General features: G+C 72.0%; 13 protein-coding genes. 11 read left to right on the top strand and 2 right to left on the bottom strand.

Annotated features, from left to right (window positions below):
* The first annotated feature begins 17 nt into the window (after positions 1-17).
* The 7 genes from B7C62_05465 to B7C62_05435 all read left to right on the top strand — a co-directional run bounded on the left by B7C62_05465 (position 18) and on the right by B7C62_05435 (position 7,131).
* The gene (locus B7C62_05465) at positions 18-770 is read left to right on the top strand and encodes an ectoine/hydroxyectoine ABC transporter ATP-binding protein EhuA (GenBank protein ID ARF71763.1); all 753 of its coding nucleotides are present in this window, start codon (positions 18-20) and stop codon (positions 768-770) included.
* Positions 771-819: 49 nt separating this feature from the next.
* On the top strand, positions 820-1,794 hold the full coding sequence (locus B7C62_05460) for an ABC transporter substrate-binding protein (protein ID ARF71762.1): 975 nt from the start codon (positions 820-822) through the stop codon (positions 1,792-1,794).
* Between the two features lie 299 nt (positions 1,795-2,093).
* Positions 2,094-3,179 (top strand): FMNH2-dependent monooxygenase, encoded by a 1,086-nt coding sequence (locus tag B7C62_05455; protein ARF71761.1) that lies wholly within the window; start codon positions 2,094-2,096, stop codon positions 3,177-3,179.
* A gap of 14 nt (positions 3,180-3,193) precedes the next feature.
* On the top strand, positions 3,194-4,474 hold the full coding sequence (locus B7C62_05450; protein ARF77005.1) for a F420-dependent methylene-tetrahydromethanopterin reductase: 1,281 nt from the start codon (positions 3,194-3,196) through the stop codon (positions 4,472-4,474).
* A 4-nt stretch (positions 4,475-4,478) separates the two neighbouring features.
* Entirely contained in the window at positions 4,479-5,303 is an 825-nt protein-coding gene (locus B7C62_05445; GenBank protein ID ARF71760.1) for a hypothetical protein, read from the top strand.
* A 273-nt stretch (positions 5,304-5,576) separates the two neighbouring features.
* Positions 5,577-6,479, top strand: coding sequence for a serine protease (locus tag B7C62_05440; GenBank protein ARF71759.1), 903 nt, complete (start codon positions 5,577-5,579; stop codon positions 6,477-6,479).
* A 172-nt stretch (positions 6,480-6,651) separates the two neighbouring features.
* The gene (locus tag B7C62_05435) at positions 6,652-7,131 is read left to right on the top strand and encodes a hypothetical protein (protein ARF71758.1); all 480 of its coding nucleotides are present in this window, start codon (positions 6,652-6,654) and stop codon (positions 7,129-7,131) included.
* 48 nt (positions 7,132-7,179) lie between these two features.
* Here B7C62_05435 and B7C62_05430 read toward each other — a convergent pair whose 3' ends face one another.
* Positions 7,180-8,109, bottom strand: coding sequence for a hypothetical protein (locus B7C62_05430; GenBank protein ID ARF77004.1), 930 nt, complete (start codon positions 8,107-8,109; stop codon positions 7,180-7,182).
* A gap of 289 nt (positions 8,110-8,398) precedes the next feature.
* Here B7C62_05430 and B7C62_05425 point away from each other — a divergent pair, with 289 nt between their 5' ends.
* The 4 genes from B7C62_05425 (at position 8,399) to B7C62_05410 (ending at position 17,180) form a co-directional block, all read left to right on the top strand.
* A complete protein-coding gene (locus B7C62_05425; protein ID ARF71757.1) occupies positions 8,399-9,142 on the top strand; it encodes a hypothetical protein in 744 nt (247 codons plus the stop codon).
* 365 nt (positions 9,143-9,507) lie between these two features.
* Positions 9,508-11,802, top strand: coding sequence for an FxsB family radical SAM/SPASM domain protein (locus B7C62_05420; GenBank protein ARF71756.1), 2,295 nt, complete (start codon positions 9,508-9,510; stop codon positions 11,800-11,802).
* 231 nt (positions 11,803-12,033) lie between these two features.
* Positions 12,034-13,251, top strand: a complete 1,218-nt coding sequence (locus B7C62_05415) for an FxsC protein (GenBank protein ARF71755.1) — start codon at positions 12,034-12,036, stop codon at positions 13,249-13,251.
* Complete coding sequence (locus B7C62_05410) at positions 13,248-17,180, top strand: ATP/GTP-binding protein (GenBank protein ID ARF71754.1); 3,933 nt, start codon at positions 13,248-13,250, stop codon at positions 17,178-17,180. Before B7C62_05415 ends, B7C62_05410 begins: the two co-directional genes overlap by 4 nt.
* Before the next feature lie 61 nt (positions 17,181-17,241).
* Here the strand turns inward: B7C62_05410 and B7C62_05405 are convergent, their stop codons facing one another.
* Positions 17,242-18,153: an alpha/beta hydrolase gene (locus B7C62_05405; protein ARF71753.1), complete on the bottom strand. Its 912-nt coding sequence runs from the start codon at positions 18,151-18,153 to the stop codon at positions 17,242-17,244.
* Positions 18,154-18,389 lie beyond the last annotated feature (236 nt).

The following is an 18,389-nucleotide window of genomic DNA, read 5'->3' as shown; positions in this document are numbered from 1 at the left end:
GCGCAACCGGCGAAGCCATGGTCGAGATCCGGTCCGTCCACAAGAGCTTCGGCTCCCTGGAGGTGCTGCGCGGCGTCGACCTCTCCGTACGGCCCGGCGAGGTCACCGTCATCCTCGGCCCCTCCGGCTCCGGCAAGTCCACCCTGCTGCGCACCATCAACCACCTGGAGAAGGTCGACCAGGGCTGGATCAGCGTGGACGGCACCCTCGTCGGCTACCGCAGGGACGGCAACAAGCTGTACGAACTCCGCGAGCGCGAGGTGCTGCGCCAGCGCACCAAGATCGGGTTCGTCTTCCAGAACTTCAACCTCTTCCCGCACCTCACCGTGGTGGAGAACATCATCGAGGCGCCCGTCTCCGCGCTGCGCCGCCCCCGCAAGGAGGCCGTCGACGCGGCGGAGAAGCTGCTCGCCCGCGTCGGCCTCGCCGACAAGGCGTCCGCCTACCCCGCCCAGCTCTCCGGCGGCCAGCAGCAGCGCGTCGCCATCGCCCGGGCCCTCGCCCTGGAGCCCAAGCTGCTCCTCTTCGACGAGCCGACATCCGCCCTGGACCCGGAGCTGGTCGGCGAAGTCCTCGACGTCATCAAGGACTTGGCGCACGGCGGCACCACGATGATCGTCGTCACCCATGAGATCGGCTTCGCCCGCGAGGTCGCCGACACTGTCGTCTTCATGGACGAGGGCCGGATCGTCGAGCAGGGCCCGCCCGCCGACGTCCTGGACCACCCGAGCCAGGAACGCACCCGCGCGTTCCTTTCCAAGGTTCTCTGAACCGTCCTTCATATCCCGCCCATCCGCACCACCCACAAGGAGTACGTACGTGTCCGTCCGCCGCAGCATCACCCTCGCCATCGCCACGCTCACCGCCACCGGACTGCTCACCGCCTGCGGCGACCCCGACGCCTCCGTCGACGTGGCGGCGCCCAAGGGCAAGAAGGACACCGGGATCAACATCAGTCCCGACCAGGACCGGCTCAGAGGCAAGAAGGTCGACGCCATCGCCGCCCTCGTCCCCGAGGAGATCCGCAAGCGCGGCACGCTCAAGGTCGGGGCCAGCGCGGACGCCGTACCGCCGCTGGGCTTCTTCGCCACCGACGACAAGACCCGCATCGGCTCCGAGATCGACATCGCCACCCTCCTCGTCGACACCCTCGGCCTCAAGCCGGAGTTCGAGCAGGTCTCCTGGGAGAACCTCTTCGTCGGCCTGGACAGCTCCAAGTTCGACGCGGTCCTCTCCAACGTCACGGTGACCGAGGAGCGCAAGGAGAAGTACGACTTCGCCACCTACCGGCTCGACAACATCGCCTTCGAGGCGAAGAAGGGCTCCGGCTGGAAGGTGAACGGCCCCGCCGACGTCGCCGGGAAGACCATCTCGGTCTCCTCCGGCACCAACCAGGAGAAGATCCTCGTCGAGTGGAGCGAGGAGAACGTCAAGGCCGGACGCAAGCCCGTGGACATCAAGTACTTCCAGAAGGAGAACGACTACTACCTGGCCCTCCAGTCGGGCCGCATCGACGCCCACCTCGGCCCGAGCCCGTCGGCCGCTTACCACGTCGAGTCGGCGGGCCAGAGCGAGATCGTCGGACAGATCTCCGGGGCAGGCGGTGGCCTCCAGGGCAAGATCGCCGCGACCACCAAGAAGGACAGCGGCTTGGTCAAGGCGTACGCCGCCGCGATCGACCACATCATCGAGGACGGCTCGTACGGGAAGGTCCTGAAGCGCTGGGGGCTGACCGGCGAGGCCGTGGAGAAGTCCGAGATCAACCCGCCCGGCCTGCCCAAGACCAAGAGCTGACCCGGTGGGGCCCCGCGGGACCGGCACGCTCCGGTCCCGCGGGGCCCGCCAGGTCCGCCACGGGCCCCGCACCGCCGATGACCGTGAGGGGTGTCCGGCGCCGGTCCGCCGGACACCCCGGTGCGAGGGCCTGTCCGGCCGTTCCCGTCTGTCTCACGGCCGCCCTGCGGACGGCGACGGGAACGGCCGGACAGGCCGCAGGGCCTCTCGCCCGGATCGGGCCGGGCCCGCGTGCCCCGGCCCGATCCGGACGAGAGGCCCCAGCCCTCCGCCCGACCGCCGACCCGAGAGGTCCCGTCATGTCCGCCCGTACCCCCCTCCACCTGGCCGCCGAGATCGGCGGCCCGCCGCACTACGACGCCGGGCACTACCTCCGGCTCGCCCGGCTCGCCGAAGGCGGCGCCCTCGACTTCGTCACCCTCGGCGACTCCTTCGCCCGCCCGGGGCTCGACGCGCTCGCGGTCCTCGCCCGTATCGCGCCCGCCACCGACCGCATCGGCCTCGTCCCGACCGTCACCACCACCCACACCGAGCCCTTCCACGTCTCCTCGGCCGTCGCCTCCCTGGACTGGGTCAGCAAGGGCCGGGCCGGGTGGCACGCCGAGGTCTCCACCACCGAGGCGGAGGCCCGCCTCTTCGGCAGACGCCTCGCGGCCCCGCCCGCCGAGCTGTGGCAGGAGGCCGGGGAGGTGGCCGACGTCTCCGCACGGCTCTGGGACAGCTGGGAGGACGACGCGGAGATCAGGGACACCGCGACCGGCCGCTTCATCGACCGGGACAAGCTGCACTACGTCGACTTCGAGGGCTCCACCTTCACGGTGAAGGGCCCCGCCATCGTGCCGCGCCCGCCCCAGGGGAGGCCCGTCACCGTCATCGACGCGATCGGCGTCCCGTCCCGGGAGGCCGCCGCCCGGCACGCCGACGTCATCCACATCCGGGCCACCACCCCCGAACAGGCCGCCGCCCTCCGGGACGAGCTGCGCACCAAGGCCGCCGCCCACGGGCGCGACCCCGACGCGCTGCGGGTCCTGGTCGCGCTCACGGTCGACCTCGGGGACGTCGAGAGCGCACCGGAACCCGGACTGGAGAGCGGACCCCAGCTCGCCGGACGGGGCACCTACTTCCGGGGCGGCCCCGTCGACCTCGCCGACCTCATCGCCCAGTGGCACCGGGCGGGCGCGGTGGACGGCTTCCACCTCACGCCCATCACCCCGGAGCGCGACCTCGAAAGGATCGTCAACGGCACCGTGGCCCTGCTCCAGCACCGCAGCCTCTTCCGCACCTTCTATCCGGGCGGAACCCTGCGCGAACACCTGGGGCTCGTCCGCCCCGCCAGCCGCTACGCGACCGCCAGGGCCGCGTCGGCTTCGTCGAAGGAGGTCTGACCGTGGGCCGCACCATGCATCTGGCCGCGCACTTCCCGGGCGTCAACGCCACCACCGTGTGGGCCGACCCCCGCTCCCGCAGCCAGATCGAGTTCTCCTCCTTCGAGCATCTGGCCAGGACGGCGGAGCGCGGGAAGTTCGACTTCTTCTTCCTCGCCGAGGGGCTGCGGCTGCGCGAGCACAACGGCCGCGTCCACGACCTCGACGTGGTCGGCCGCCCCGAGTCCCTGACCGTCCTGAACGCGCTGGCCGCCGTCACCGAACGGCTCGGCCTCGCCGCCACCGTCAACGCCACCTTCAACGAGCCCTACGAGCTGGCCCGCCGCCTCGCCACCCTCGACCACCTCAGCGGAGGGCGCGCCGCCTGGAACGTGGTGACCTCCTCCGACGCCTTCACCGGGGAGAACTTCCGCCGGGGCGGCTACCTGGACCGAGCCGACCGCTACACCCGGGCCGCCGAGTTCGTCGCCACCGCCCGGGAGCTGTGGGACTCCTGGACACCCGACGGGCGCTCCCGCCCCTTCGCGCACGAGGGCGAACAGTTCACGATCTCCGGCGAGTTCACCGTGCCGCGCTCCCCGCAGGGCCACCCGGTGGTCATCCAGGCCGGGGACTCCAGCGAGGGCCGTGAGTTCGCCGCCTCCACCGCCGACATCATCTTCACCCGGCACGGCACGCTGGAGGCGGGCCGCGCCTTCTACGCCGACGTCAAGGCGCGGCTCGCCGCGTACGGGAGGCAGCCCGACGACCTCAAGATCATGCCCGGCGTCACCGTGGTGATCGGCGACACCGACGCCGAGGCGCAGGAGCGCGCGTACGAGATCCGCCGCCAGCAGGTCTCGCCGCAGAACGCGATCCTCGCCGCCGAGCAGCTCTGGGGCCGCGACCTCTCCGCGTACGATCCCGACGGCCCGCTCCCCGAGGTCGACCCGGTCCTCGACTCGGGCCTGGTCAAGGGGCGGGTCCTGCACGGGGACCCGGTGGGCGTCGTCGCCCGGTGGCGGGCGATCTCCGAGGCCAAGGGGCTCTCGCTGCGGCAGACGGTCATCGAGACGACCACCCGGCAGTCCTTCATCGGCTCGCCGCGGACGGTCGCGGCGGAGCTGACCGCGTTCGTCGACGAACGGGCGGCCGACGGCTTCATCCTCGTACCGCATCTCACCCCCGGCGGCCTGGACGACTTCGTCGACCGGGTCGTCCCGCTCCTCCAGGAAAGCGGGGCTTTCCGCTCCGCGTACACCGGCTCCACGCTGCGGTCGCACCTCGGCCTGGCGGAGCCGGTGTGGAAAGGTTGATCGCATGAGCACGGACGCACAGCGGAACCAGCAGGCAGGCGGCCCGGACGGGGCCGCACAGGAGTGGCAGCGGTGGCACGAGGAGCGCGTCCTCGCGGTCGCCGCCCCCTACGGCCCCCTCTCCCTGACCGGGACCCACTGGCTCTCCGACTACCCGGACGGGCGAATTCCGGCCGTCCCGGGGCAGTGGCGCGAGGACGGCGACGAGGTGGTGCTGACCGCCACCGCCGAGGACGGCATCGTTGTCGACGGCAAGCCGCTGACCGGCGAGGTCCGGCTCGGCGCGGACAGCGGGCCCGTCGACGACTCCCGGGTGGCGCGGGGGGACCGCCGGCTGGTGGTGCTCCGCCGCGAAGGGCTCTGGGCGGTACGGGACTTCGACCCCGCCTCGCCGCCGCGGCACGCCTTCTCGACCATCGACGCCACCCCGTACGACCCGGACTGGGCGCTGCCGGGGACCTTCCGCCCGTACCCCGAGGCGCAGGCCGTACGGGTCCCCAACGCGGACGGGGTCGAGCGGGGGCTCGGGCTCGGCGGGGAGATCGTCTTCACGGTGGACGGCGAGGAGCACACGCTCCGGGCGGCGGTCGAGCCGGACGGTTCGCTCTGGGCCGTCTTCGCCGACGCCACCAGCGGGAACGGCAGCTACCGCTTCCGGTTCCTGCGCCCCGGCGCTCCGGCCGCGGACGGCGGTGTGACCGTCGACTTCAACCGCGCCCTGCTGCCGCCGTGCGCCTTCGCCGATCACTTCATCTGCCCCTTCCCGCCCCCGGGCAACACCCTCACCGTGCCGGTCCCGGCGGGGGAGCGGAACCGCCTGGACGCCTGAACCGCACGGCCCTCCGGATTCCCGTACGACCTTCCCGGCCCCCGGCAGCCCGACGGCTGCCGGGGGCCGGGGTGTGCCGGGTGCGCGGGGCCGTGGTGCGTGGGGCACGCGTGGCTGAAAGGCATGCTTGCGTCTCCTGTCCGGGCCCCTCGATACTCCCGTCAGCGATTGTCAGGGGCACGGCAACTCCGGAATCCGGACAGGCCCCCGACTGCGCCTCACGGGCCCGCCACCCCACAGGAGGGCCCCCGATTCCCCTCGGAGGAACCCGAAGTGAGGATCAAGCGCACCAACCCCCGCCGCAACCACGCGAGACGCGTCCGTACCACGGCCGTCCTCGCCGGACTCGCCGCCGTCGCGGCGTTCACCGTCCCCACCACCGCCAGTGCCGAACCCACCGGCACGTTCAGCGCCAACCAGCTGGCCTCCGCGAGCGACGCCGTCCTCGGCGCCGACATCGCGGGCACCGCCTGGAACGTCGACCCGAAGACCAACCGCCTCCTGGTCACCGTGGACAGCACGGTCACGGCGGCGGAGATCGCGCAGATCAAGAAGGCCGCAGGCGCCAACGCCTCCGCCCTGAAGATCGAGCGCACGCCCGGCAAGTTCAGCAAGCTGATCTCCGGCGGCGACGCGATCTACTCCGCCACCGGGCGCTGCTCGCTGGGCTTCAACGTCCGCAGCGGCTCCACCTATTACTTCCTGACCGCCGGTCACTGCACCAACGGCACGGGCACCTGGTACGCCAACTCCGCCCGCACCACCGTGCTCGGCACGACCTCCGGGTCCAGCTTCCCGAACAACGACTACGGCATCGTCCGGTACACCAACACCACCATCCCCAAGGACGGCACGGTCGGCGGCCAGGACATCACCAGCGCCGCCAACGCCACCGTCGGGATGGCCGTGACCCGCCGCGGCTCCACCACCGGTACCCACAGCGGATCGGTCACCGGCCTCAACGCCACCGTCAACTACGGCGGCGGCGACGTCGTGTACGGCATGATCCGCACCAACGTGTGCGCCCAGCCCGGCGACTCCGGCGGCCCGCTCTACTCCGGCACCCGGGCGATCGGTCTCACCTCCGGCGGCAGCGGCAACTGCAGCACCGGCGGTACGACCTTCTACCAGCCGGTCATCGAAGCCCTGAACGCGTACGGCGTCAGCGTCTACTGACGGGGCGTACCGGGTATCCCCACCGGCGTGCCCGCCGTGCCCGGAGCCGTCCGTACAGATGAGCCCCCGTCCGGAATTCCGGACGGGGGCTCCCGCCTGCCCCGCCGCTCTTGAGAGGATGGCGCCACGGCCGGAGGCACGGGAAGCGCCGACACCAGGGGGTTCCAGGTCCGTGAATCGCATCGGGATCACCGGTCACCGCTCCATCCCCGCCGGGGCGCGGGCCCATGTGCTCGCCGGACTGCGGTCCGCCCTGTGCGGCCTGGACGGCGCCACCGAGGCGCTCTCCAGCCTGGCGGTCGGCGCGGACCAGCTCTTCGCCGGTCTCGCCCTCGACTGCGGGGCCGAGCTGACGGTGGTGATCCCCAGCGGCGACTACGAGGCGTGCTTCGAGGACACCGCCGACCTGGCCCGCTACCGGCTGCTCAAGTCCCGTGCGGCCCAGGAGGTCCGGCTCGGCTTCCCGCATTCCACCGATGAGGCGTACTATGCCGCCGGCGCGTACATCGCCGACCACTGCGACCTGCTGCTGGCCGTCTGGGACGGCTGCCCGGCCCGGGGCCTCGGCGGCACCGGCGACATCGTGACGTACGCCCGTGCGCTGGGCCGGCCGGTCACCGTCATCTGGCGGGACGGGGTGGAGCGCGGCTGACCGGGCGTCAGGCCCGTCACCACATCGCGAAAAGTGACTGATGATACGTCAGGTCCGGTGCCGCACCAGCCAGTCGGTGTGCTCCGGTGAGACGATCCGCTCGGTCTCGAAGACCGCGACCGGCCACTGCCGTTCGGTGAGTGTGGTCTCCATCGCGGCCTGCATCGACTCCAGATCCTCCTCCACCAGCGAGTGCGCCGAGACCAGCGGCTGGTGGCGGCGCATCTCGTGCCAGGCGAGGCAGGCCGCCGCGGCGGCGGACAGTACCCCCGTCAGCCCGAAGGACTGCCCCACCCCGAAGGTCTGGAGCGCGCTGAGTGCGAGCGCCGGGAGCGTCAGGGCGACGACGGCACCCGACCAGAGGAGCGCCCCGCGCCGGGAGCCCAGCCGACGCCTGCGGTACCAGCGGCGCTGCTCGATCAGCCGGTCCCGTACATAGGTCTCCTTGCGGACGGTGTACGCCTTGCCCCGCAACTCCCGCATGGACTCCGTGATGAGGCCGTCCCCGGCGTCCGCCAGCTCCTCGCGGGGGTCGGCCCAGCCCACTTTCCGGAGCTCCTGGAGACCCTCCTCCAGCCGGTTGGCGAAGAGCGCCTCGGGATGGTGGGCGGAGGTGTCGAACGGTGAGCCGTGCACGGCGTAGCGCCAGCAGTTGGACTTGATGAACTCCGCCGCCGAACGGTTCAGCTGCCAGTGGGACGCGGCCTTGCGGCGGGAGGCCAGGAACGTCGTGAACAGCACGCCCAGATATCCCAGCCCGGCCAGGGCGTACAGGAGATGGACCGACTCACCGGCCTTGATCTGCCACGGCAGAGCGGCGGGCACCGCGCTCACGACGAGCAGGGCCAGCTGCCCGCGCGTGGTGTTCACGGCCTCGCGCTGCCGGGCTACGGCTATCGCGTCCGTGTGGTGGAACAGTGCCGGAAGGTCCTCGTTCCTGAAGACCATGGATCTCAGCGGCCCAGGCAGCGCCGTCATGGTCACCCCCGTCTGCTGTTGTCGGTGGGACCCCGGCCGTGTCCACGGCCGCCCCGCCCCGCCCCCGTCCGGGGCAACGAGAGTAGGTCCGGGGCCCGGGGGCGGCAAGGGCGCCGCCGGGCCGCGCGGGCCCGCGAGGGCGGACTTCGGCCACCTGCCCCGAAGGTCTTCGGGCCGGGCCGGACGTATGAGAAGGTTTCCCAATTGAACGTTCAGACCCGCGAGTTGTCGCTCCGAGTGTCCGAGTGATGGAGCGGGAACGGCTCGCGGCGGGGGAGGGGACACCGAAGTGAACGGTACGGGCGGGGAGGGCGGCCGGCCGCTCGCGGACAGCCAGCGCAGGGTGCGCCGCAGCCCGTTGCTCTTCACCGCCCCGCTGGCGCTGCTGGCCGTGCTGATCCTCGTCCTGCTCTGGGAGACCGTCCGGGCCAACGTGTCCCCCGGCGCCCGGGAGGTCTGGCCGTGGCGGCTGCAACTGCTGGACGTGGAGGCGCTCGGCAGCCTGCTGGCCGTCGCGGCCGGTGCCGTACTGGCGAGGGCGCAGTACGCCCGCACGGTCCGGCCCTATCTGGGGTGGCGCGGCGCCTGGACCACGGGTCTCCTCGCGGGGGACGCACCCGTCTGGCGGGTGGGGGTGCTGAACGGCGGCCAGCACATCGCCGTGGTCGAGAGCTGGGACTTCCAGGTGGTGCGCCGGGGCGGCACCGACGCGGAGGCCGCGCCCTGGACCGACCTCTCCGAGGCCGTCGCCACGCTCACGGCCCACGGGCTCCGCTCCGGAAAGGACTTCGAACTCGTCGCCTTCGGGCGGGGGTTCCCGCTGACCGGCACCGCGGGCTACGAGACCGTGCTGGCCGGGGCGTTCTCGCGGCGCTTCGTCGAGGAGATCGACGCGCTGCACATACGGGTGCGGGTCACGGACGTCGTGGGCGACAGCCACGAACGGGTCCTGGACTGCGTGCGCGGATCGCGCGCGGCACTGCCTCCGGACGACCCCTCCGATGTCCGGGACGGGTCTCACCCGGCCGGGTGAATGAAGGCAGGGTCCCGACTGGGGAAACGGTGTGTGACGGCTGGTCCGGCGGCGTGTGGAAGGGGCGCCGTGGCAGTAAAGTCTGCCTTTCCGGACTCTGCACATATGCAGAAACCGGCAGCATTTCTCTGTCCGGAAACAGACCATCAAAAAATCCCCGAGGACGGCCGTGAAGACCTACGGAACCACCCCCGACTTCGCCCCCGCGAAGCCCCGCACCACCCTTGCCGCAACGGACGCCCGCAGCGCCGAAGCGGCCAGGAAGATCGACCGTGTATTCGGTGCGTCGACCGGCCGTTCCCTCCGGACCTCCACCTTCAGTTCGGCCCTCTGATCCGGACCTCGAGGATGACTAGAATGGCGGAATGACAGGACCTCTGGTCCCCTTCCGTGAATTCGTCCTCAAGGTTCACAGCAGGTGCGATCTGGCATGTGATCATTGTTATGTCTACGAACACGCGGACCAGAGCTGGCGGACCCGCCCGAAGACCATCTCCGACGAGGCCGTCTCCTGGACCGCCCGACGCCTGGCCGAGCATGCGGCCACGCATGCGCTTCCCTCCGTGGCGGTGATCCTGCACGGCGGGGAACCGCTCCTGGCGGGCCCCGCGCGGCTGCGACGGGTCTGCGAGGAACTCGGCTCGGCGCTGGACGGCGTCGCCGAGCTGGACCTGCGCATCCACACCAACGGCGTCCAGCTCAGCCCCCGTTACCTCGACCTGTTCGCCGAGTTCGGCGTCAAGGTCGGCATCTCGCTGGACGGCGACCGCGCGGCCAACGACCGGCACCGCCGCTTCGCCGACGGGCGCACCAGCCACCCGCTCGTCCTGCGCGCCGTGGAGCTCCTGCGCCAGGAGCGCTACCGCCACCTCGACCTCGGTCTGCTCTGCACGGTCGACATCCGCAACGACCCGGTCGCGGTCTACGAGGCCCTCGCCGGACTCGCCCCGCCGATGGTCGACTTCCTGCTCCCGCACGCCACCTGGGACACACCGCCCCAGCGCCCGGACGGCTCCGCGACGGCGTACGCCGACTGGCTGCTGACGGTCTTCGACCGCTGGACCGAGCAGGGCCGCCCGGTGCCGGTGCGGCTCTTCTCCTCGGTGCTCTCCAGCCTCGGCGGCGGCCCCAGCCTCACCGAATCGCTCGGTCTGGCCCCCACCGACCTCGTCGTGATCGAGACCGACGGCCGGCTCGAACAGGCCGATTCCCTCAAGAGCGCGTACGAGGGTGCCGCGGCCACCGGGTTCGACGTCTTCACCCACACCTTCGACGAGGTCGCCGCCCACCCCGGCGTCCGCGCGCGCCAGCTCGGTCTGGCGGGCGTCAGCGAGACCTGTCGCCGGTGCCCCGTCGTCCGTTCGTGCGGGGGCGGGCTGTACACCCACCGCTACCGCTCCGCCAACGGCTTCGACAACCCCTCGGTCTACTGCGCGGACCTGGCCGCCCTGGTCCGGGGCATCGAGGACCGTACGGCAGCGGCCACCGAATCGGCCGCCGTCCGGGTCCCGGCCGAACTCGTCGAGGCCCAGCTGGATCTGACCCGCACCCTGCTCGCCCACCTCCACCACGAGCTCGACGGACGCGGCGGGGCCCTCTGGGACGCGGCCTGGCAGCTGGCGGAGGAGGTGGAGCGGACCGCCGGGGGCGCGGCGGCGCTCGACGCGGTGCTCTCCCACCCCTATACGCGTACGTGGCTGCTCGACGCCCTCGGTGCGGTACGGGCCGGAGGCCGGGCCGCGCTCCCGGTGGAGCGGCTCGGCGCCACGGTGGCCGCCGCCGCCGTACGGGCCGGACTCGATCTGCCCGTCCCGGTCGGCCACCGGGACGGCGTCCTGTTCCTGCCCGGGCTCGGGGCCGTACGGGTCGCGGGACCGGGCGAGCGGGGCACGGCGGTGGTCCGGGCGACCGGGACGGGGTTCCTGGTCCGGCGGGACGGGCCCGGCCCGGGCGGGGAACTGCACATCGAACTCGGCGCGGCGGACGGTCCCCGCTGGCAGCCCGTGCGGACGCTGCGTTCCGGTGGGGCGGTGCCCGCCTTCGTCCTCGACGACCTCGATCCGTACCGGGACTGCTTCGACGTCCCCCCGGCCGGGCGGCTCGGCCCGGCGGAGGCCGGTGCCTGGGCGGCGCGGATCGGTGCGGCCTGGGCCCTGCTGGAGGGGACCGTCGCCGGCCAGTGCGCCGAGGCGGCCGGGACGCTGACCACGCTGACCCCGCTCCCGCGCGCCCCGGCCGGGCCGGGGCGCCACGGGTACGGCGGGGCCGGGCTCGCGGTGACGGGGGACGCGCGGGAACTGGCGCTCGGACTGCTGAGCGGATTCCGCCGGGCGAAATTGCGGGCGCTGACCGAAGTGACGGATCTTTACGCGTCGGACGGTTCCTGGGAACATCGGACGCCCTGGTACGACGAGCCCGTTCCGTTCTCCCGGCTGCTCGCCGACACATTCGAACGTGTGGGGCTCGGCCTGTTCGAACCGCGCTTCCTCGACGGCGTACCCGAAGCCCTCGACATGATCGAAACGGCGGCCGAGCCGACCATCGACGGAAAACAACTGATCGCCGCCCTCCGCAAAGAGGCCGGTGACCCACAGGGGACATCCGGGAGGAATGGTGGCAAGGCCCTTCCGGTCACCCGGGTCATGTGTCGAACACCCTGACGGTTGACCGGAAAGCGAGGTTCAATGACCGAACGGCAGGGGGGTGGAGCGCGGTCCGCTCCGGAATGATGAATTCGCTCGCATTCCTTTCCTCATCCTCGGGTGCGAGTGCTCACACAGGACGGGGGTCGTGTGCACGCATCGACGCAGCAGCGAGCGGCGGACCATCGGCCGTACTTCTTTCTGAGCTACGCCCACACGCCCGGGCACGGCAGCGGAACGGACCCCGACATGTGGGTCGAACGCCTCTTCCGGGACCTGTGCGGCCATGTGCTGGCCATGACCGACCTCCCCGCGGGCGCGTCCCCCGGCTTCATGGACCGCGAGATACGCTCCGGCGAGGGCTGGTCGGAACGGCTCGGTGAAGTCCTCGCCACCTGCCGGGTCTTCGTCCCGCTGTTCTCGCCGCGCTACTTCGCCAGCGAGATGTGCGGCAAGGAGTGGCACGCCTTCGAGCAGCGGGCCATCCACCACCGGGCCCGCCGCAACCAGCCCGCCGAAGCGATCGTCCCGGCCCTCTGGGTCCCGGTCCCGCCGAGCCAGCTCCCGGGATCGGCCGAGCGGTTGCAGTTCAACCACCGCGACTTCGGGGAGCGCTACGTCAGCGACGGCCTCTACGGTCTGATCAAGCTCAGACTCTTCGCCCAGGAGTACGAACGGGCCGTCTACGAACTGGCCAAACGCATCGTCAGCGTCGCCGACACGGTCCGGATCGACACCGGCAGACCCGTCGACTACCGTCTCGCCCCCAGCGCCTTCGGCTCCCCGACCAGCGGGGTCGGCGCCCCCCGCCCGATGCGGATCACCATCGCCGCACCCACCCGCCACGACCTGCCCGAGGGCCGCATCGGCGACTACTACGGCGACCACCCGCAGGACTGGAACCCCTACCACCCGGCCGCCGCCCGCCCCCTCGCCTATGTGGCCGAGGAGCTCGTGCGCTCGCTCAACTACCAGGCCCGGATCACCTCGTTCGACGAGGAATCGGGGCGGACCGAGGGCAAGGCGCCGCCCAGCACCCCCGAGATCCTCCTCGTCGACCGCTGGGCCCTCCAGGACGAGGACCGCAGGCGCAGGCTCGCCGCCTTCGACGCGGAGAACCGGCCCTGGGTGACCATGGTCGTCCCGTGGAGCCGCGAGGACCACCAGAGCCGGGCGGCGGAGGCCGAACTCACCGAGAAGCTCGAAGCGACCATGCCTGCCAAGATGCGCCACGGACGGACCTTCTGCCGGGCCGCGGCCAGAGGAGTGCCCACGATGGAGGCGTTCGGCCAGATCCTGCCCCAGGTCGTCGAGGTGGCGGCCCAGCAGTACCTGAGACACGCGACGGCCTATCCGCCGGGCCCCGGCGGAGGGCACGGCGAACGGACCCGGCTGACGGGCCCCATGGGCGACACCAGCTTCACCCCCGACCCGCACGACCCTGCGACGGAAGCGGAGGACCTATGACGGCCGGTCGTGACGGGCGCATCGTCACCTTCTACTCGTACAAGGGCGGTACGGGACGCACCATGGCCCTCGCCAACACCGCCTGGATTCTCGCGGCCAACGGGAAACGGGTCCTGGCCGTCGACTGGGACCTGGAGGCGCCCGGACTCCACCGGTTCTTCCACCCCTTCCTCGAACCCGCCACCCTCGGCGCCACCACCGGTGTGATCGACCTGATCACCGAGTACGCCTGGGCCGCGACCAGCCCCGCCGAACGCGCGGAGGACTGGCACCGCGACTACGCCCGCATCCAGCCGCACGCCGTCTCGCTGACCCCGGAGGCGCTCGGCTGGGAGTTCCCGCGCGGCGGCACCCTCGACTTCGTCTCCGCCGGACGGCAGAACCGCGAGTACTCCGCGACCGTCTCCACCTTCGACTGGGACAACTTCTACGACCGGCTCGGCGGCGGCCACTTCTTCGACGCGCTGCGCGAGGACATGAAGGCCAACTACGACTACGTCCTCATCGACAGCCGGACCGGCCTCAGCGACATCGCCGACATCTGCACCGTCCACCTCCCCGACATCCTCGTCGACTGCTTCACCCTCAGCGACCAGTCCATCGACGGCGCCGCCTCCGTCGCCCGCCAGATCGCCGAGCGCTACACCGGCCGCCCCATCTCCATCTTCCCCGTCCCGATGCGCATCGACGAGGGCGAGAAGGAGAAGGCGGACGCCGGACGGGCGCTGGCCCGGCTCAAGTTCGACCGGCTGCCCCGCGATCTGTCCGGCGACGAACTCACCGCCTACTGGGGCGCGGTGGAGATCCCCTACCGCCCCTACTACGCCTACGAGGAGACGCTGGCCACCTTCGGCGACGAGTCCGGGCTCACCAACTCCCTCCTCTCCGCCTTCGAACGGCTCACCGCGGTCATCACCGGCCAGGAGATCACCTCGATGCCCCCGGTCGGCGACGAGGTGCGCCTGCGCATCCGGGACGCCTTCACCCGGCGCAGGCCGGCCCTGCCCGCCGACCTCTCCCTCAGCTATGTGGCGGAGAACCGGATGTGGGCCGACTGGATCGAATCGGTCCTCACCCGGGCCGGCTTCCGCGTCGTCCCCCGTGACGTCTCCGCCGAACGGCCCCCGCAGGAGACGGCACCCACCCCGGAGAACGCCGCCCGCACGGTGGTGCTGCTCTCCGCCGCGTACCTCAAGTCGCAGCGCGCCGTGGACGTCTGGGAGCGGGCGGTCGCCGAGGACCCGGGCGGCGGCCGACGCCTGCTGCTGCCGCTGCGGGTCGGGGACGTACGCCTGACCGCCCCGTACATCGACCGCAACCCGGTCGACCTCTTCCGGCTCGACGAGGTGCACGCCACCGCCGCCCTGATGCGGGCCCTGGACCGGCCGGTGCAGATCACCGACGGGGTCTCGCCCGGGCCCCGCTTCCCCGGCACGGTCCCCAGGATCTGGAACGCCCCGCCCCGCAACCCCGGCTTCACCGGCCGCTCGCTCGTCCTGGAGCGGATGCGCGACCAGCTCGGCGGCGGCATGGCCGTGGTCCTGCCGCAGCCCCAGGCGCTGTACGGGCTCGGGGGCGTCGGCAAGACCCAGGTCGCCCTGGAGTACGTGCACCGCTTCATGGCCGACTACGACCTGGTCTGGTGGATATCGTCCGAGCAGGCCGACGACGTGGTCGCCTCCCTCGCCGAACTCGCCGTCCGGCTCGGCGCCCAGGGCGGCGACGACATGGCGGCCGCCTCGAAGGAGGCCGTCGACCTGCTCCGGCGCGGTGTGCCCTCGGACCGCTGGCTGCTGGTCTTCGACAACGCGGACGACCCCGAACAGCTGCGCCGCTACTTCCCGCAGGGCGGCTCCGGCCACATCCTGGTGACCTCCCGCAACCAGAGCTGGTCCCAGCACGGGGACGCGCTGCCCGTCGACGTCTTCCTGAGGGAGGAGTCCATCGAGCACCTCCGGCGCCGGGCCCCGGGGCTCAGCATCGACGAGGCGGGCCAGGTGGCCACCGCCGTGGGCGACCTGCCGCTCGCCGTCGAGCAGGCGGCGGCCTGGATCGCGGAGACCGCGCCCCCCATCGGCACCTACCTCGACCAGCTCTCCCGGCAGGCGCCCCAGGTCCTCGCCCTCAACCAGCCCCCGGGCTACCCGGAGCCGGTCGCCGCCACCTGGAACGTCTCCATCGCCCGGCTGGAGGAGCGCTCACCGGCGGCGGTCCGGCTGCTCCAGCTCTGCGCCTTCTTCGCCCCCGAACCGATCTCCGCCAACCTCCTGTACAGCAAGGAGATGATCGAGGCGCTGAAGCCGTACGACCCCTCCCTCCAGGAGAAGCTGGTGCTGGGCCGGGTCATCCGCGAGATCGGCCGCTTCGCCCTCGCCAAGGTCGACCAGGTCTCCAACTCCATCCAGGTGCACCGCCTCGTCCAGGCCGTGATCAAGGCGCAGCTCAGCGAGGAGGAGCAGCGCGAGGCCCGGCACGTCGTCCACAGCATTCTGGCCGGGGCCCGGCCCGACGGCGACGAACCGATCGACAACCCGGAGACCTGGCCGCGCTTCGCCACGATCTGGCCGCACCTCGGCCCGTCCGAGGCCCGGCACTGCAAGGAGCCGGAGGTCCGCAGGCTGCTCATCGACCGGGTGCGCTACCTGTGGAAGCGCGGGGACGTCAGAACGGCGGGGACGCTCGGCAACGACCTGCGGGAGGTCTGGCTGGAGAAGCTGGGAGAGCGGGACCTCCAGTACCTCTACCTCTGCTTCCACCTCTCCAACATCCTGCGTACCCGCGGGCGGTACGTGGAGGCCAAGGAGCTCGACGAGCTGACCCTCCGGCTCCAGCGGGAGGTGCTCGGCCCCGAGCACCCGCACACGTACATGACCACCAGCGGCCTGGCCATCGACCTCGGTCTGCTCGGCGACTACGGCACGGCGATCGAGATGGCGACCGAGGCCCACGAGGGCTTCAGCCAGATCTTCCACGACTCCCACCCCAGGACCCTGGCCGCCGCCAACAACCTGGCGCTGAACCTGCGCAGTGTCGGCCAGTACGCCCGGGCCCGCGAGATCGACCAGGACGTCTACGACCTGCGCTCCCAGGTGCTCGGCCCGGAGCACCCGAACAGCCTGTCCTCCGCCATGAACCTCGCCCGCGACCTGCGCGAGGTCGGGCGGTACGAGGACTCCGTGACCCTGCTGAGCCGCGCCTACGAGAGCTTCAAGCGGACCATGGGCCGCAGCTTCCCCGCCACGCTGAGCGCCGCGAAGAGCCTCGCGGTGTCGCTGCGCAGGGCCGGGCGGCTGGAGGACGCCCGCAGGCTGACGGTGGCGACCCGGGCCCGGTACCGGGCGAAGTACACCACCGCCAACCCCGATTCGCTGGCCTGCGACCTCAATCTGGCCGCCGACCTGTTCGCGGCGGGCGAGACCGTCGAGGCGAGGAACACGGCGCAGGAGGTGGTCGACCAGTACCGGAAGGTGCCGGGGGAGAAGCACCCGTACACCCTGGCTGCGCAGAACAACCTCGCCATCTACCTGACCGGGACCGGGCAGCCGGAGGAGGCGGAGCGGCTGCTCACGCTGGTGGTCGCCTCGATGCGGGAGGCGTTCGGCCGCGAGCACCCGAACACCCTCTTCTGTGTGATGAACCTGGCCAACGCCACGGCGGACCGGGGGGACCTGGACATCGTGCTGGAGACCGAGCAGAAGCTCACCGTCCAGCTCCGCGGGGCGCTCGGCGCGCACCACCCGGAGACCCTGGCCATGACCTCGAACATGGCGGTCACGCTCGATGCGATGGGGCGCGAGGAGGAGGCGGCGCACCTGCGGTCGGAGATCGTCGTGGAACTGTCGCGGCAGCTCGGCGACGACCATCCGCTGACCCGGATAGCGCGGACGGACATGCGGTTCCGGCGCGAGCTGGAGCCGATGTCGGTGTGACGGGCACCGGGCCCGGGCCGGGCCCGTTCCGCTTGTCTCCCCGCCTCCCCGCCTCCCCGCCTCAGCCGCCGGGGGCGGCGGCCGTCACCGGCAGGTCCGGCTGGTCCCGGTCGTCCAGCAGCCAGGTGAGGATGCCGGGGAGCACGGACAGCGCGTCGAAGTGGGCCGCCGCCGGTTCCAGTACGGCGGTGGCGCCGGGGATCTGACCGGCCAGCCAGCGGGAGTGGCCGACCGGGGTGAACACGTCCTTCTCACCGTGCCAGATCATCACCCGGCCGGTGATCCCGGCCGGTTCGAAGCCCCACGGGCTGCAGAACGCGATGGCGTCGTCGATCCAGCCGTACGCCGAAGTGCGCAGCCCCTCGCGGTAGTTGCGCAGCAGCATGGACCGGATTCCCACGTCGTTGACCACCACCCGGTCCGAGTCCGTCAGCTCCCGGCGCAGATCCTCCAGCAGCCTGCCCGGGTCCTGCCGGATCTGTGCGGAGCGGGTGATGAAGGACGCGGCCAGCCCGTCCGGGTCGGCGGTGGCCGTCGAGTACGCGAGCACGTTGGAGGCGGCCATCCCCTCGAACCAGTCGAGACCGGCCGCGTCCCGGGGCGCGAGGCCCACCAGGGTGGCGGTCCGGGTGACCCGTTCGGGCATCAGCGCCGCGCACGCCAGCGCGTGCGGGGCCCCGCCGGAGCGGCCCACGACGGCGAACCGCTCCAGGCCCAGCGAGTCGGCGATCGCCCGGACGTCCTCGACGACGTCCCGGACCCGGCGGCCCTCGTGCCGGTCGCTGCCGCCGTACCCCGGGCGGTCGTAGGTGATCAGCTGGGTACGGCGCTGGTACAGGACCATGCCCCGGGGAGCGGGCCCCAGCCTGCTGCCCGGTGTCCCGTGGAGCAGGAACACCGGTCTGCCCCGGGGGTCCCCCAGCTGCTCCACCATCAGATGCCGCCCGTCCGCCACGCGCACCCGATCGCGCACCCGCGCCTCCTCAGCTCGGTACCCCGGCCGGCCCGGGCACGGTGTGCCCGGCGTGTGCTGCCGTTTCGATGATGACCCATCAGGGGCGTTACGGGGGACTCCTCGGCGGCAGGAGCTGTGACGGCGGGAAAGGCGGAGGTCCCGAGGCGCTCGTGGCGGACGATTTCCGGCTCCATCCGGACGGGCGGGGACGACATCCGGACCGGCAGGGGCGAATACCGGACAGGACTAGTCCT

Origin of the sequence: Kitasatospora albolonga (assembly GCA_002082585.1) — a bacterium.
In the GTDB taxonomy this organism is placed as follows: Bacteria; Actinomycetota; Actinomycetes; order Streptomycetales; family Streptomycetaceae; genus Streptomyces; species Streptomyces stephensoniae.
Note: the sequence above shows the minus strand (reverse complement) of the source record. Positions and strands in the feature narration are given on the sequence as shown.